This window comes from Enterobacter cloacae complex sp. 309I3 (assembly GCF_050031595.1).
Classification (GTDB): domain Bacteria; phylum Pseudomonadota; class Gammaproteobacteria; order Enterobacterales; family Enterobacteriaceae; genus Enterobacter; species Enterobacter cloacae.
In genome coordinates this window covers 3,727,778-3,742,222 of sequence record NZ_JBLGWI010000001.1, presented here as the reverse complement: position 1 = coordinate 3,742,222, position 14,445 = coordinate 3,727,778, and the positions used below count along the sequence as shown (strand labels likewise).

Annotated in this window: 16 protein-coding genes, 1 other RNA gene and 2 pseudogenes; 15 read left to right on the top strand and 4 right to left on the bottom strand. The window is 53.1% G+C overall.

Annotation, left to right across the window (positions count from 1 at the left end):
• Positions 1–11: 11 nt before the first annotated feature.
• Positions 12–776, bottom strand: coding sequence for a hypothetical protein (locus tag ACQG22_RS17850; protein WP_426711578.1), 765 nt, complete (start codon positions 774–776; stop codon positions 12–14).
• A 92-nt stretch (positions 777–868) separates the two neighbouring features.
• Here ACQG22_RS17850 and ACQG22_RS17845 point away from each other — a divergent pair, with 92 nt between their 5' ends.
• From ACQG22_RS17845 to ACQG22_RS17775, 15 genes and pseudogenes are all read left to right on the top strand, one after another.
• The gene (locus ACQG22_RS17845; protein ID WP_369706984.1) at positions 869–1,447 is read left to right on the top strand and encodes a phage baseplate assembly protein V; all 579 of its coding nucleotides are present in this window, start codon (positions 869–871) and stop codon (positions 1,445–1,447) included.
• A complete protein-coding gene (locus ACQG22_RS17840; protein ID WP_029741006.1) occupies positions 1,444–1,803 on the top strand; it encodes a GPW/gp25 family protein in 360 nt (119 codons plus the stop codon). The genes ACQG22_RS17845 and ACQG22_RS17840 overlap by 4 nt, the downstream gene beginning before the upstream one ends.
• Positions 1,790–2,698, top strand: coding sequence for a baseplate assembly protein (locus tag ACQG22_RS17835; protein ID WP_369706985.1), 909 nt, complete (start codon positions 1,790–1,792; stop codon positions 2,696–2,698). Before ACQG22_RS17840 ends, ACQG22_RS17835 begins: the two co-directional genes overlap by 14 nt.
• Positions 2,691–3,296: a phage tail protein I gene (locus ACQG22_RS17830; RefSeq protein WP_369706986.1), complete on the top strand. Its 606-nt coding sequence runs from the start codon at positions 2,691–2,693 to the stop codon at positions 3,294–3,296. Before ACQG22_RS17835 ends, ACQG22_RS17830 begins: the two co-directional genes overlap by 8 nt.
• Positions 3,293–4,135: pseudogene (locus ACQG22_RS17825) on the top strand (phage tail protein); the annotation flags it as partial. The gene ACQG22_RS17830 and the pseudogene ACQG22_RS17825, both read left to right, overlap by 4 nt.
• A 316-nt stretch (positions 4,136–4,451) precedes the next feature.
• Entirely contained in the window at positions 4,452–4,661 is a 210-nt protein-coding gene (locus ACQG22_RS17820) for a hypothetical protein (protein WP_369706987.1), read from the top strand.
• A pseudogene (locus ACQG22_RS17815) lies at positions 4,662–4,853 on the top strand (phage tail protein); the annotation flags it as partial.
• Between the two features lie 101 nt (positions 4,854–4,954).
• On the top strand, positions 4,955–6,127 hold the full coding sequence (locus tag ACQG22_RS17810; RefSeq protein ID WP_369706988.1) for a phage tail sheath protein: 1,173 nt from the start codon (positions 4,955–4,957) through the stop codon (positions 6,125–6,127).
• A gap of 9 nt (positions 6,128–6,136) precedes the next feature.
• A complete protein-coding gene (locus ACQG22_RS17805; RefSeq protein ID WP_007848874.1) occupies positions 6,137–6,652 on the top strand; it encodes a phage major tail tube protein in 516 nt (171 codons plus the stop codon).
• 54 nt (positions 6,653–6,706) lie between these two features.
• On the top strand, positions 6,707–7,009 hold the full coding sequence (locus ACQG22_RS17800; RefSeq protein ID WP_014884889.1) for a phage tail assembly protein: 303 nt from the start codon (positions 6,707–6,709) through the stop codon (positions 7,007–7,009).
• A gap of 14 nt (positions 7,010–7,023) precedes the next feature.
• A complete protein-coding gene (locus ACQG22_RS17795; protein ID WP_007848878.1) occupies positions 7,024–7,143 on the top strand; it encodes a GpE family phage tail protein in 120 nt (39 codons plus the stop codon).
• Positions 7,136–10,579, top strand: coding sequence for a phage tail tape measure protein (locus tag ACQG22_RS17790; RefSeq protein ID WP_426711577.1), 3,444 nt, complete (start codon positions 7,136–7,138; stop codon positions 10,577–10,579). Before ACQG22_RS17795 ends, ACQG22_RS17790 begins: the two co-directional genes overlap by 8 nt.
• The gene (locus ACQG22_RS17785; RefSeq protein ID WP_369706989.1) at positions 10,579–11,064 is read left to right on the top strand and encodes a phage tail protein; all 486 of its coding nucleotides are present in this window, start codon (positions 10,579–10,581) and stop codon (positions 11,062–11,064) included. Before ACQG22_RS17790 ends, ACQG22_RS17785 begins: the two co-directional genes overlap by 1 nt.
• Positions 11,061–12,161 carry a phage late control D family protein gene (locus tag ACQG22_RS17780; protein WP_369706990.1) on the top strand — a complete coding sequence of 367 codons (1,101 nt, stop codon included), beginning with the start codon at positions 11,061–11,063 and terminating at the stop codon, positions 12,159–12,161. Before ACQG22_RS17785 ends, ACQG22_RS17780 begins: the two co-directional genes overlap by 4 nt.
• A 71-nt stretch (positions 12,162–12,232) precedes the next feature.
• On the top strand, positions 12,233–12,454 hold the full coding sequence (locus ACQG22_RS17775; protein ID WP_248190399.1) for an ogr/Delta-like zinc finger family protein: 222 nt from the start codon (positions 12,233–12,235) through the stop codon (positions 12,452–12,454).
• A 49-nt stretch (positions 12,455–12,503) separates the two neighbouring features.
• Here the strand turns inward: ACQG22_RS17775 and ACQG22_RS17770 are convergent, their stop codons facing one another.
• The 3 genes from ACQG22_RS17770 to smpB form a co-directional block, all read right to left on the bottom strand.
• Complete coding sequence (locus ACQG22_RS17770) at positions 12,504–13,238, bottom strand: hypothetical protein (protein ID WP_369706991.1); 735 nt, start codon at positions 13,236–13,238, stop codon at positions 12,504–12,506.
• 208 nt (positions 13,239–13,446) lie between these two features.
• Positions 13,447–13,810, bottom strand: a transfer-messenger RNA (tmRNA) gene (gene ssrA, locus ACQG22_RS17765).
• Between the two features lie 89 nt (positions 13,811–13,899).
• Positions 13,900–14,382, bottom strand: coding sequence for an SsrA-binding protein SmpB (gene smpB / locus ACQG22_RS17760; protein ID WP_008502505.1), 483 nt, complete (start codon positions 14,380–14,382; stop codon positions 13,900–13,902).
• Positions 14,383–14,445: the final 63 nt, after the last annotated feature.

Here is a 14,445-nt window from a genome sequence, read left to right as displayed (position 1 = left end):
CATGATTACTTTTATATCAACAATTTATTCTTACAAGTTGAAATGAAATCACAATAATCTTTATAAATATTGGCACTACGCTCATTTGCTTCTCGAACATTTTCTTCTGTTTGTGGTAACCATTCAAAATCATTGGCTCTATCTCGTTCAGTAAGCATAGTTAATGTAGGGCCAGAGTGTATGTAATGTGAGCGCAACGCTAAGAAATTATTGAAATTTTGAATGTCGTTACTCAATTTCGTTGCTTTACTCTCAATTTCTGTATCATGAAAGTGTTGATCCGCATGCCCCCACTCATAACTCATTTTTTCTATGTCTTTGATTGAGTTATCATGAAATGGATTTCCAAAATCATGCTCTTTTAATAAAGTGATAGAGTGAGATGTTGTTGGTAAAATACTTAAGAATTTCTCGTAAAGTTTAATGTCTGATTTTCTTTTGATTTCATTTGTTATATTAATCTGTTTTTCTTGTGCTATTTCGTGGAACACCTGGAAACCTTTTATTATAAGGTGGTACATTAGGCCGAGGATGATTAGCGTGAGACCAATGCTGCCACTCGGGGTAATGCTATTAATATTAATTAGTGAGATGTTTGAATTTGTTTGCTTATTGTAAAAATCAATAATTAAATTAATAAATATCAAATATGTAGGTGCCGGTAATGCAAGTACGCCTACACCAAAAGTAATTAACGTCCAAGTTACCTTGTTGCTAAATTCCGGGAAGGCTTTGTGAATCAATTTATTAAATAAAAGATTTAGGTTTTCTTTCATGATTAATCCTTAACAAAAGTCTCTTCATTGTGCCATGAACCAAACATTTGTATCTAGTCGATTAAGCATACTTTCATCCTTATTTTGAACCAATGAACGCACAATTAACCGAAATCATGCGCCTTATCACCAACCTGATCCGCACCGGCACCGTAACCGAAGTGGACCGGGAAAACTGGCTGTGCCGGGTGAAAGTGGGTGAGCTTGAAACCAACTGGATTAACTGGCTGACACTGCGCGCTGGCGGTGCCCGTACATGGTGGTGCCCATCGCCGGATGAGCAGGTGGTGGTGTTGAGTATGGGCGGCAATCTGGAAACCGCTTTTGCCTTACCTGCGATCTATTCCAACCAGTTCGCGCCGCCGTCGGACTCAGTGGACGGCTGCGTAACGGAATATCCGGACGGTGGATGGTTTGGATATGAACCCGCGACCGGCCGCTGGCATGTGCGGGGTATCAAATCCATGGTGATCGAGGCGGCAGATAACATAACCCTGAAAACGGGGGAGTTTGTGGTGGAAGCAAGTAACACGCGCATAAACAGCGAGGTGGTGATCAATGGTGGCGTCACCCAGGGCGGCGGCGCCATGAGTTCTAACGGGATCGTAGTCGATAAACACGGTCATACCGGCGTTAAGTCCGGCGGCGATACATCGGGAGGTCCTGTATGACGCTGTATATCGGTATGAATCAGGACAATGGCAAAGCCATTTCTGATGCGGACCATTTGCGGCAGTCGGTCAGGGATATTCTGCTGACTCCCCAGGGAAGCCGTATAGCCCGCCGGGAATATGGTTCCCTGCTGTCAGCATTGATTGACCAGCCCCAGAACCCTGCGCTGCGCCTGCAGATTATGGCGGCTGTTTACGTATCGCTGAGTCGCTGGGAGCCACGGCTTACGCTGGATTCCATCACCATCAACAGCAGCTTTGACGGCTCCATGGTGGTTGAGCTAACCGGGAAGCGCAATAACGGCGCGCCTGTTTCTCTTTCGGTATCAACAGGAGCAGACAATGGCAGTCATTGACCTTTCCCAGCTCCCCGCGCCGCAAATCGTTGACGTGCCGGACTTTGAATCCCTGCTGGCTGAGCGTAAGGCCTCCTTTGTGGCCCTGTATCCGGCAGATGAACAGGACGCGGTGCGGCGCACGCTTGAGCTGGAATCTGAACCCATCACCAAACAACTGCAGGAAAACACGTACCGGGAAATCCTGCTGCGCCAGCGAATCAACGAGGCGGCGCAGGCGGTCATGGTGGCTTATGCCATGGGTGGCGATCTCGATCAGATGGCGGCCAACTACAACGTGAAGCGGCTGACGGTTACACCTGCAGATAACGACGCGGTGCCGCCGGTCGCAGCGGTAATGGAAAGTGACGAGGCGTTGCGCCTGCGTGTTCCTGCTGCATTTGAGGGGCTGTCCGTTGCGGGACCAACGGCGGCTTATGAGTTTCACGCTAAAAGCACGGACGGGCGAGTAGCTGACGCCAGCGCAACCAGCCCGGCACCGGCGGAGGTGGTGCTTACCGTACTGAGCCGTGAGGGCGACGGAACGGCAGCGGCGGACCTGCTGGCGGTGGTTGAACAAGCGCTTAACAGTGAGAACGTGAGGCCGGTTGCCGACCGTCTGACGGTGCGCAGCGCTGATATTATTCCGTACAGCGTAGATGCAACGATCTTTCTTTACCCGGGGCCAGAAGCTGAGCCGGTGATGGAGGCGGCAAAGGCCAGCCTGCAGAAATATATCGCCAGCCAGACGAGGCTGGGGCGCGATATTCGCCGCAGTGCTGTTTATGCCGCGCTGCATGTTGAAGGTGTGCAGCGTGTTGAGCTGGCCTCGCCGCTCGCTGATGTGGTGCTGGATAAGACACAAGCCGCTTCATGTACGGAATGGAGCGTAACCAACGGGGGAACAGATGAATAGTCTGCTTCCTCCGGGTTCATCGTCGCTTGAGCGCCGCCTGGCGCAGACCTGCAGCGGTATTTCCGATCTGCAGGTGCCGCTGCGCTATTTATGGAACCCGGCAACATGCCCGGTCAAGTTTCTGCCGTATCTGGCGTGGGCCTTTTCGGTTGATCGCTGGGATGAAGGATGGGCGGAGAGCGTGAAGCGCCGCGTGGTGCAGGATGCGTTCTATATCCATCAGCACAAGGGCACAACCAGCGCTGTGCGGCGTGTGGTGGAGCCGTTCGGCTTTCTGATCCGCATCATTGAATGGTGGCAGACCGGTGAGGCACCGGGCACGTTTCGCCTGGATATTGGGGTGCAGGACCAGGGCATAACAGAGGAAACCTATCTGGAGCTGGAGCGCCTGATCGGTGACGCCAAACCCTGCAGCCGGCATCTGATAGGCATGTCCATAAATCTGCAGACGAGCGGGCCATATTTTGTGAGTGCTGCCACTTACACCGGCGAAGAAATCACGATTTACCCGTATATCAACGAAACCATCATTTCCGGTGGAAATGCCTACGAGGGCGGCGCCGTCCATGTTATTGACACAATGAGAGTAAACCCATGAGTGCAAAATTTTATACCCTGCTGACGGATATCGGCGCGGCGAAACTGGCAAATGCCGCCGCGCTCGGTGTTCCGCTGAAAATTACACAGATGGCGGTGGGTGATGGCGGCGGCGTGCTGCCAACGCCAAGCGCACAACAGACAAAGCTGGTCGGTGAAAAACGCCGTGCAGCTCTGAATATGCTGTATATCGATCCGCAGAACAGCAGCCAGGTGATAGCTGAGCAGGTGATACCTGAAACAGAGGGCGGTTGGTGGATTCGTGAAGTTGGGCTGTTTGATGAAACCGGCGCGCTGATTGCTGTCGGTAACTGCCCGGAGAGCTATAAGCCACAGCTGGCAGAGGGCAGCGGGCGCACGCAGACAGTGCGCATGGTGTTAATTACCAGCAGTACCGATAATATTACGCTGAAAATTGATCCTTCCGTGGTGCTCGCTACACGTAAATACGTGGATGATAAGGTACTGGAGCTTAAGGTGTATGTGGATGAGCTGATGGCGGCACATCTTGCGGCCGCTGATCCGCATACGCAATATGCACCAAAAGCCAGCCCGACGTTTACCGGCACCCCAAAAGCCCCGACGGCGGCAGCAGGTAACAATTCCACTCAGCTCGCCAATACTGCTTTTGTGCAGGCCGCTATTGCAGGGCTTGTTGGTTCCTCACCTGCAGCGCTTGATACATTGAACGAACTGGCGGCGGCGTTAGGTAACGATCCTAACTTTGCGGCCACTATGACTAATGCCCTGGCGAATAAGCAGCCTCTGGATAACATGCTGACCGCCTTGTCAAGAAAATCTGTTGCGGCCCTTCTCGAATACCTCGGTTTAGGAAGTTCCAAATTCGTAATAAGCCGGGGCAGAAATGCTAACGGATCATGGGTCATTTGGTCTGATGGCGCCATTGAGCTTATGGGGTATGGAGTAACTATTGATAATGGTCTGGCAACAGTGAATTACCCAATCGAGTTGCCTGATTTAAGTCGCTTGATCAGTATTGCCGAACGTATTTCCGCTGATCCAGGTGTTGGGGCCAACGTCACCCACTCATCTATGGTTATTGATTCATTGACAACAAAAGCTGGTTTCAAGGCTCGCTGCATAATGTCTGCTACGGGCAATCCATCAAGTAATGGTTTTTCATGGAGGGTTTATTATGCGCCTGTTTAATCCGAACACTATGACAGAGGTTATCCCCGGCTTTCACGATACTGCAGGGGCGATTGAACTGCCTGCTGATAACTGGTTTTTCAGAACTTCAGAAATACCGAAAGGGATGCGCCTTGATGTAAATGACCAAGGCGAACCCGTTCTGTTAGAAATTAAAAATGAAATGACAGAAAAGGGTGAAGTTGACGCCATCTGATTGATACAAAACCCCGGTTTAGGGGAAGGCTCTGCGCTTCCAGTTGGTGTACCAGTTCCATGGCCATCAGCAACTCCACCGGCAGGGTGGCTCAAATGCAACGGAGCAGCGTTCACGGCTTCCCAATATCCGAAACTTGCGCTTGCTTATCCTGCCCTCAAACTGCCAGACCTTCGCGCTGAGTTTATCCGCGCGGGCGTATTGTGTGATTAAGGGAACAATGCCGCGTAGCTGTCTGCGCGGCCCATTCAATTCACCATAGGGCGAAACCTAAACACCGGAGGGTTCGCCGTATGGCTCAGGATTATCACCACGGTGTGCGCGTCGTTGAGGTCAACGATGGCACCCGCCCCATTTCAACAGTAAGCACGGCAATTGTCGGTATGGTCTGTACCGGCGATGATGCAGATGCGTCCGTGTTCCCCCTCAATAAACCGGTCCTGCTTACCGACGTGCTGACCGCCAGCGGTAAAGCAGGCGAGTCCGGCACGCTGGCCCGCTCGCTGGATGCAATTGCCGACCAGGCTAAACCCGTGACCGTCGTTGTGCGCGTTGCACAGGGTGAAACCGAAGCGGAGACAACCTCTAACATTATCGGCGGCGTGACAACTGACGGTAAAAAAACGGGCATGAAAGCGCTGTTATCTGCGCAGTCCCAGCTCGGCGTTAAGCCGCGCATTCTGGGCGTGCCGGGGCACGACACGCAGGCGGTTGCCACTGAGCTGCTGAGCGTGGCGCAGAGTCTGCGCGGGTTTGCTTATCTGTCTGCCTATGGATGCAAAACGGTAGAGGAAGCCATTGCCTACCGCGCTAATTTCAGCCAGCGCGAGGGGATGCTGATCTGGCCTGATTTCATCAGTTTTGACACCGTGCTGAATGCTGACGCAACGGCTTACGCCTCGGCCCGTGCGCTTGGTCTGCGTGCCAAAATTGACGAGCAGACCGGCTGGCATAAGACCCTGTCCAACGTGGGCGTGAACGGCGTCACCGGTATTTCTGCCGATGTGTTCTGGGATTTGCAGGACCCGGCAACCGATGCGGGGCTGCTGAACCAGAACGATGTCACCACGCTGATCCGCAAAGACGGTTTCCGCTTCTGGGGCTCCCGCTGCCTCAGTGACGATCCTCTGTTTGCCTTTGAAAACTACACCCGCACCGCGCAGGTACTGGCTGACACCATCGCAGAAGCGCACATGTGGGCGGTGGATGGCGTGCTTAACCCGTCGCTGGCCCGCGACATTATCGAAGGTATTCGCGCCAAACTGCGCAACCTGAAAACGCAGGGCTACATCATCGGCGCCGACTGCTGGCTGGATGAGTCCGTAAACGATAAAGATTCCCTGAAAGCCGGGAAGCTCACTATCGATTACGACTATACGCCGGTACCGCCTCTGGAAAACCTGATGCTGCGCCAGCGCATCACCGATCAGTATCTGCTGGATTTCTCCAGCCAGGTCAGCGCGTAAGGGGACAATATGGCTTTACCACGCAAGTTAAAACACCTGAACCTGTTTAACGACGGGAATAACTATCAGGGGATCGTTGAGTCCCTGACCCTGCCTAAATTCGGCCGCAAGTTTGAAAAGTATCGCGGCGGCGGTATGCCCGGTTCGGCTGATGTTGATCTGGGGCTGGATGATGGCGCGCTGGACACGGAATTTTCAATCGGTGGCACCGAACTGCTGTTATTCAAACAGATGGGTAAAGCCACCGTTGACGGTATCCAGCTGCGTTTCACCGGCTCCATTCAGCGTGACGATACCGGCGAAGTGCAGGCCGTTGAGCTGGTTGTGCGCGGGCGACATAAAGAAGTCGATTCCGGCGAATGGAAAACCGGGGAAAGCAACACCACAAAAGTCAGCAGCACCAACAGCTACGCGAAGCTGACCATTAACGGCGAGGTGCTCTATGAGGTTGATGTGATCAACATGATTGAAATCGTTGATGGCGTGGACCTGATGGAAGAACACCGCAACGCCCTGGGCCTCTGATCTACTTTAAAGGCGCGGGCAGCCGCGCCAGTACCTTATTAACAGGAAATGACAATGAGCGAACAACAGACTGAAAAAACCGTACAGCTGGACACCCCAATCAAACGCGGTAAAACCGAAATTGCCGAAATTGTGCTGCGCAAGCCGCAGTCCGGCGCGCTGCGTGGCACCCGTCTGCAGGCGATCATGGATATGGACGTCGGCGCGATGATGACGATTATTCCCCGCATCTCCACGCCCGCGCTGACCGCTCAGGAAATGGCTGAAATGGACCCAGCCGATCTCACCGCGCTGTCGGTTGAGGTGGTCACTTTTTTGTTGAAGAAATCGGTGCTTGCCGGTTTGCCGACAGCCTAACGGTAGAAGACCTGGTGGCTGATATCGCCACCATTTTTCACTGGCCGCCGTCCGTCACTGACGTTATGCCGCTGACCGAAGTGCTGGAGTGGCGGCATAAAGCGATTCAGAGAAGCGGGGCCAGCGATGAGTGACACTAACCTGCGTTTGCAGGTAATTCTAAATGCGGTTGATAAGCTCACCCGCCCATTCCGATCAGCGCAGGCCAGCTCCAAAGAGCTGGCTACCGCCATTCAGCAAAGCCGCGCAAGATTAAAAGAATTGGACGCCCAGGCGGGCCGTATTGACGGTTTCCGCAAGGCAAGCGCGCAGCTGGCCGTCACCGGCAACAGTCTTAAAGCCGCACGCGAAGAAGCGGCGAAGCTTGCCACGCAGTTCTCGGCCACTAACCGCCCGACGGCGGCGCAGGCGCGTCTGCTGGAGCAGGCAAAAAACCGCGTTAACGAGCTGCAAAGCAAATACTACGGCCTGCGTCAGTCGGTGCAGCGTCAGCGTCTTGCGCTCAATGAGGCCGGGCTGGACACCAAAAAGCTGAGCAGTGCGCAGCGGGAGCTGCGGCAGAATGCCGACGAAACCCGGCAGGCGCTGGACCGACAGCAGAAATCCCTTAAGCGCCTGGGCGAGCAGCAGGCCCGTATGAACGCCGTCCGCGATCAGTATTCGCGGCGCCTTGAGGTGCGGGATCGTATCGCGGGCGCGGGAGCAACGACTACTGCCGCCGGGCTGGCGATGGGCGCGCCGGTGATGGCAGCCGTTAAAAGCTATGCCAGCATGGAAGATGCGATGAAAGGCGTTGCAAAGCAGGTTAACGGGCTGCGGGACGACAACGGCAACCGCACAAAACAGTTTTACGACATGCAGGATGCCATTAAGGCAGCCAGTGAACAGCTGCCGATGGAGAATGGCGCTATTGACTATGCCGCGCTGGTTGAAGGTGGCGCCCGCATGGGCGTGACAAACCAGAACGATTCTTACGAAGACCAAAAGCGTGACCTGCTGGCCTTTGCATCCACTGCAGCAAAGGCCGCAACGGCATTCGAGCTGCCCGCTGATGAGCTGGCGGAGGGGCTGGGGAAAATCGCGCAGCTGTATAAAGTGCCGACCCGAAATATTGAACAGCTTGGCGATGCCCTGAACTACCTGGACGATAACGCCATGTCTAAGGGCGGCGATATCATCAATGTGCTGCAGCGCATGGGCGGCGTGGCTGACCGGCTTGATTTCCGCAAGGCGGCCGCGCTGGGTTCCACCTTCCTGTCTCTGGGCGCCGCGCCTGAAATTGCCGCCAGCGCATCAAATGCGATGGTGCGCGAACTGTCTATTGCGACCATGCAGAGCAAGCGGTTCATGGAAGGTATGGATCTGCTGAAACTCAATCCAGAAGAGATTGAAAAGCAAATGACAAAGGACGCAATGGGGACCATTCAGCGCGTGCTGGAGAAGGTCAACAAGCTGCCGCAGGATAAACGCCTGTCCGCCATGACGATGATATTTGGCAAGGAGTTTGGCGATGATGCGGCGAAGCTTGCAAACAACCTGCCGGAGCTGCAGCGACAGCTGAAACTCACCTCAGGCACTGAGGCTAACGGCTCCATGCAGAAAGAATCCGATATCAATAAGGATTCACTTTCCGCGCAGTGGTTGCTTGTTAAAACGGGCACGCAGAACGCTTTCAGTAGCCTGGGTGAAACCCTGCGCCAGCCGCTGATGGATATCATGGGGTACGTCAAAAGCGTTACCGGGGCACTGCGTCGATGGGTTGAGGCTAACCCGCAGCTGGCGGGCACACTGATGAAAGTGGCGGCTGCCATTGCTGCGATCACCGTTGTACTCGGCACACTGGCGGTGGCCGTGGCTGCCGTGCTGGGGCCACTGGCGGTGATCCGTTTAGGCCTGTCCGTGCTGGGTGTAAAAACACTCCCCTCCGTTATGTCTGCAGTGACCCGCACCGGCGGTGCGCTGTCCTGGCTGGCAAATGCGCCGCTTTCCCTGTTGCGCCGTGGCATGGCGGCATCCGACAGCAGCACCGGATTGCTGACGACTCCCCTTAACTCCCTGCGACGTTCTGCCGGGCTGGCTGGCAATGCGCTGAAAGCGCTGGCCGGTGCACCGCTTGCTGTTCTTCGCAGCGGAATGTCTGGTATTCGCAACATTATCGGCATGGTAATGAATCCGCTGGCCGCGTTGCGCGGGGGATTATCCGCAGCCGGTGGCGTGCTGCGTTTTCTGGCGTCCGGCCCGCTGGCCCTCCTTCGCGTTGCGCTGTACGGGATTTCTGGATTGCTGGGCGCCCTGCTTAGTCCGATAGGTCTGGTCGTGGCGGCGCTGGCTGGCGTGGCGCTGGTTGTCTGGAAATACTGGCAGCCGATAAGCGCATTTTTAGGCGGAGTGGTTGAAGGATTCAAAGCTGCAGCTGCGCCTATCAGTGCGGCGTTTGAGCCACTGCAGCCTGTTTTCCAGTGGATAGGTGACAAGGTCCAGGCGTTGTGGGGCTGGTTTACTGATCTGCTGACGCCTGTTAAATCCACCTCTGCAGAACTGCAAAGCGCGGCGTCGATGGGGCGGCAGTTTGGCGAAGCGCTGGCGGCAGGGCTGAACATGGTCATGCACCCGCTGGATTCGCTTAAATCGGGCGTGTCCTGGCTGCTTGAAAAACTCGGCATCGTCAGCAAGGAGGCGGCCAAAGCGAAGCTTCCTGAGCAGGTCACGCGGCAGCGGCCAGCCACGGTAAACACAGACGGTAAAGTGGTGCTGCCGCCTGGCGGATTTCCGCCGGTGGGTTTTGCTGGCATGTACGACAGCGGCGGTACCATTCCGCGCGGCCAGTTCGGCATCGTGGGTGAGAATGGCCCTGAGATTGTTAACGGGCCCGCCAATGTCACCGGCAGGAAACGGACTGCTGATCTGGCAAGGGTGGCGGCAACGCTCAATCCTTCGCGGACGGAACCGGCCAGCGCTAAACAACGCCCTGAACGCGGGATAGTTCTGCCGCCTGATAGTGTGAATGGTCCGGCAAATCTTCCGGTAATCAATCGCACTACTGAACTGGTGAAACTGGCGGCAACAGTAAGCCCCGTTCGTGATGTAACAGCCAGCCCGGAGCAGCGGCCTGAAAGCAGGTTAATACTGCCTCCTGAGATTGTTAACGCCCCGGTAAATCGTCCTGGTCGGGATCGTGCTGCGGAGCTGGTTGATATCGCTGCGGCTGTCATGCCAGCACCGGCCATTACGGAAATCACGGATAACAGGGCTGACCCGATGGCTATGCGCCAGAAGGTGTTCGCTTCCGTGGTCGCTGGCGTAATGGGCCTGGCGGCTGCCCCGGCAGAAGCCGCGCCAATTCATCCGTACAGTGTACCTGTCAGGACGCAACCGGCGCCGTCGGCGAAGGAAGAAAGACAGCCCCAGGTAATTAAGTACGAGATAAGCGCGCCAATTCATATTGTCGCCCAGCCAGAGCAAAGCGCGCAGGATATCGCCCGCGAGGTGGCCCGGCAGCTTGATGAGCGTGAGCGCAGGGCCTGGGCAAAAACACGCAGTAATTTCAGTGATCGAGGGGGTTACGAATAATGATGATGGTGCTGGGGTTGTACGTATTCATGCTGCGCACCGTGCCCTATCAGGAGCTGCAGTATCAGCGCAGCTGGCGGCACGCTGCCAACAGCCGGGTTAACCGGCGCCCGACAATGCAGTTTCTTGGGCCGGATAACGATTCGCTTACTCTGTCCGGCGTCCTGCTGCCGGAGATTACCGGCGGCAGGCTGTCTTTGCTGGCGCTGGAGCAGATGGCGGAGCTGGGGAAAGCCTGGCCTTTGATTGAGGGGAGCGGGACGATTTACGGCATGTTTGTGATCGAGAGTCTGAGCCAGACAAAAACAGAATTTTTTGAGAGCGGTATGCCCCGGAGAATCGAATTTTCGCTGAGCCTCAAGCGGGTGGATGAATCGCTGTCTGATATGTTTGGCAGCCTCAGCGATCAGCTCAGTAATTTGCAGGACTCCGCCACCTCTGCGATAGGCAGTATGAAAAATACGGTTGGAGGGTTGCTGCAGTGAATTTCAGCTCTGATCTCCTGAACCTGAACAGCAAAGCCCCCGGTTTCAGCATCATTATTGAAGGTAAAGATGTGACTACCGTGCTGGATGCGCGACTGATGAGTCTGACGCTGACGGATAACCGGGGATTCGAAGCGGACCAGCTTGATCTGGAGCTGGACGACTCGGACGGGCAAATCGTTTTGCCACGTCGGGGGGCCATGATTCAGTTTGCGCTGGGGTGGAAAGGTCAGCCACTTTTTCCGAAAGGGGCCTTTACTGTCGATGAGATTGAGCACAGCGGCGCGCCTGACCGTCTTACAATTCGCGCGCGTAGCGCAGATTTCCGTGAAACCCTTAACACGCGGCGTGAAAAGTCCTGGCACCAGACAACGGTGGGCGAAGTCGTGAAGGAAATCGCCGCCAGGCATAAATTAAAGATGGCGCTGGGCCAGAACCTGATGGACAAGCCTGTGGATCATCTTGACCAGACCAACGAGAGCGATGCGAGTTTCCTGATGAAGCTGGCGCGGCAGTATGGAGCGATAGCCTCAGTTAAGGACGGCAATTTGTTGTTTATCCGCCAGGGGCAGGGCAGAACGGCAAGCGGTAAGCCGCTGCCGGTTATCACCATAACCCGCCAGGCCGGTGACGATCATCGTTTTACCCTGGCCGATCGCGATGCCTATACGGGGGTGATTGCTAGCTGGCTCCATACCCGTGAGCCAAAGAAAAAAGAGGCAGCAAAGGTTAAGCGCCGTCGAAAGAAAACCGCCACGGCAAAGGAGCCGGAAGCAAAACAGGGAGATTACCTGGTTGGGACGGATGAAAACGTGCTGGTACTCAACAGAACTTATGCTAACCGCAGCAATGCAGAGCGAGCGGCAAAGATGCAGTGGGAACGTCTGCAGCGCGGGGTTGCAAGCTTCTCCCTGCAGCTCGCAGAGGGAAGGGCTGATCTGTATACCGAAATGCCGGTGAAGGTAAGTGGCTTTAAACAGCCGATAGATGATGCGGAATGGACCATAACCACGCTGATCCACACTATCGGCCCGGATAACGGCTTTGTTACCAGTCTTGAGCTTGAAGTGAAAATAGATGATCTCGAAATGGAATAATAGGTTCTCATTATTGGATAATGGTGTATCATTGTTGCGATATTGACAAAGGTGAGCGGAGGTTAATGAAAATGATGAATTGTCCATTGTGCGGACTCTCTGCGCATACACGAAGTAGCTTCCAGGTCTCCAGTGAAACCAAGGAACGCTACAACCAGTGCACCAACATTGAGTGCGGGCACACTTTCGTAACCCATGAGACTTTTGTGCGATCTATATGCCGTCCTCAGAAAATCAATCCTGCACCTGCGCATACGAATAGCAAGCAACAATCCTTATCTTTAAATATGTGATTGTTATTTTTAACATCCTTTCACTATCTAATTTAGTGAAAGGATGTGATCATTGAATTTTAAATATATCATGTATGGAAAAGTTTTTTAGTTCATCATTTTCTTTCTGAAGGCGCTCTCTTTCTGTATTGAATGAATCAAATAAGTTATCAAAAGACTCCCCTTTGGAGAATTTTGATTTTGGGTTCATTTCATTAGTTAATGCGATTATAATATTAGTTGAGGCGATGCAAAGCTCAAAGGAATCATCTACTAATTTTTGTTGCCTCTGACCAAGTTCTGTATCTAAACTTATGTTCCATCGTTTTAAAGCGCTCAGTACCGACTTCGCCTTGTAGGCGTATTCCATTGCTTCTGTTGTATTTTTTGACGCTTCATCGAATAGTTTTACATAATTTGGTTCTTTGTAGTCTTTTGCTTCTTTGAAGATTTTTATGAGTGTGTAATTTAAAAATAAACTTGATAGCTTATCAATGCATTCATCTAGTGATATTAAGACAGTGTCAATTTTATCTATAGCGTTGCTGGATATTTTTTCCTTAAATAAACTGGATAAATTTTTGTAAGCTAATATGGCGAATATTGCCAAAATGACGTTGGCTGTTGCAATTAATATATCGCTTACAGTGCCTGTGTAGTTTGGGGTGAGTTTAAATGAACGGAGAAATATATAGATGAATTCCATCGCAGCAAATAATAAAAATGCAAATGTTGTTACTAGGAACAATTTATTTATTGAATGCAATTTTTTTATATTCATAGAAATACCGAGTTGCTGACACATGATTTAACAATGGAAACAAAATGTAACCTATGGTTTCTTAGATGGCTAGGCCTAAATTAGAACAACTGCCTGACTGCCTGACTGCATGACTGCCTGACTGCCTGACTGCCTGACTGCCTGCCTGCCTGACTGCCTGACATCTGTCGCCATTTTGTCGCCATTGCCAAAGAAAAAGGGGCTACGCTTTCACGTAACCCCTTGTTTTATTTGGTGGAGCTGGCGGGAGTTGAACCCGCGTCCGAAATTTCTACATCCTCGGTACTACATGCTTAGTTTGTCTTTACATTCGCACGCCAGCTGCGGACAGACACGCCACTAACGAACTAGCCTGATTAGTTTTAACGCTTCAACCCCAGGCAGGGCTTCCACGCGATCTCTTTTGGGTTTGACCTCTCTTTGATCCCCGTCTTAAGAGCGGAAGCTAGGGAGAGAGGGCTCAGAGCAGGTTATTAAGCTGCTAAAGCGTAGTTTTCGTCGTTTGCGACTATTTTTTTGCGGCTTTTAACGAGGCAAACCGCCCCTCGGCATGCACCTTGGGTTTCGCAAATCCCGTCGAATCCAGAATCAGCCCCAATAGTGTTGAACTCAGTATACCAGATTTCACTTCCTGGATACCAGCCCGGAACGCTAACTTATTGAATAGTACAATAAGTGTGCAGAATCAACGTCCTGCGTTTTTCATAATGCGCGCTTTGTCGAGCTGCCATTCGCGCTCTTTCAGGTCAGTACGTTTGTCGTGCTGTTTTTTACCTTTGGCAACGCCAACTTTTACTTTGCACCAGGCGTTTTTCCAGTACAGCGACAGCGCGACCACGGTAAAGCCCTCTCGGTTAATGCGCCCGTAGAGGGATTCCAGTTCACGCTTGTTCAGCAGCAGCTTACGGGTACGCGTTGGGTCACACACGTAGTGCGAAGAGGCGACGGTCAGCGGCGTAAAGTTGGCACCGAACAGGAAGGCTTCACCATCTTTCAGGATGACGTAGCTATCGCCGATGTTGGCTTTCCCGGCGCGCAGCGATTTTACTTCCCAGCCCTGCAGGGCAAGGCCAGCTTCAAATTCTTCTTCAATGAAATACTCATGGCGAGCACGCTTGTTGAGCGCAATGGTCGCCGAGCCTGGTTTATGTGCTTTTTTCTTCGTCATAAGTGTCGTAAAGCCGTCGGTAATCTGATTTCAAAAAGTCACCTCATTGCGTCCTGTGAGGTC

Bases quoted from the DNA above. Each gene is read 5' to 3' on its own strand.
- ACQG22_RS17800 (WP_014884889.1), top strand. From the start codon at position 6,707: ATGAGCGAACAACAGACTGAAAAAACCGTACAGCTGGACACCCCAATC.
- ACQG22_RS17820 (WP_369706987.1), top strand. From the start codon at position 4,452: ATGCGCCTGTTTAATCCGAACACTATGACAGAGGTTATCCCCGGCTTT.
- ACQG22_RS17835 (WP_369706985.1), top strand. From the start codon at position 1,790: ATGGCAGTCATTGACCTTTCCCAGCTCCCCGCGCCGCAAATCGTTGAC.
- ACQG22_RS17770 (WP_369706991.1), bottom strand. From the start codon at position 13,238: ATGTGTCAGCAACTCGGTATTTCTATGAATATAAAAAAATTGCATTCA.
- ACQG22_RS17785 (WP_369706989.1), top strand. From the start codon at position 10,579: ATGATGATGGTGCTGGGGTTGTACGTATTCATGCTGCGCACCGTGCCC.
- ACQG22_RS17840 (WP_029741006.1), top strand. From the start codon at position 1,444: ATGACGCTGTATATCGGTATGAATCAGGACAATGGCAAAGCCATTTCT.
- smpB (WP_008502505.1), bottom strand. From the start codon at position 14,382: ATGACGAAGAAAAAAGCACATAAACCAGGCTCGGCGACCATTGCGCTC.
- ACQG22_RS17830 (WP_369706986.1), top strand. From the start codon at position 2,691: ATGAATAGTCTGCTTCCTCCGGGTTCATCGTCGCTTGAGCGCCGCCTG.
- ACQG22_RS17850 (WP_426711578.1), bottom strand. From the start codon at position 776: ATGAAAGAAAACCTAAATCTTTTATTTAATAAATTGATTCACAAAGCC.
- ACQG22_RS17845 (WP_369706984.1), top strand. From the start codon at position 869: ATGAACGCACAATTAACCGAAATCATGCGCCTTATCACCAACCTGATC.
- ACQG22_RS17805 (WP_007848874.1), top strand. From the start codon at position 6,137: ATGGCTTTACCACGCAAGTTAAAACACCTGAACCTGTTTAACGACGGG.
- ACQG22_RS17790 (WP_426711577.1), top strand. From the start codon at position 7,136: ATGAGTGACACTAACCTGCGTTTGCAGGTAATTCTAAATGCGGTTGAT.
- ACQG22_RS17775 (WP_248190399.1), top strand. From the start codon at position 12,233: ATGATGAATTGTCCATTGTGCGGACTCTCTGCGCATACACGAAGTAGC.
- ACQG22_RS17810 (WP_369706988.1), top strand. From the start codon at position 4,955: ATGGCTCAGGATTATCACCACGGTGTGCGCGTCGTTGAGGTCAACGAT.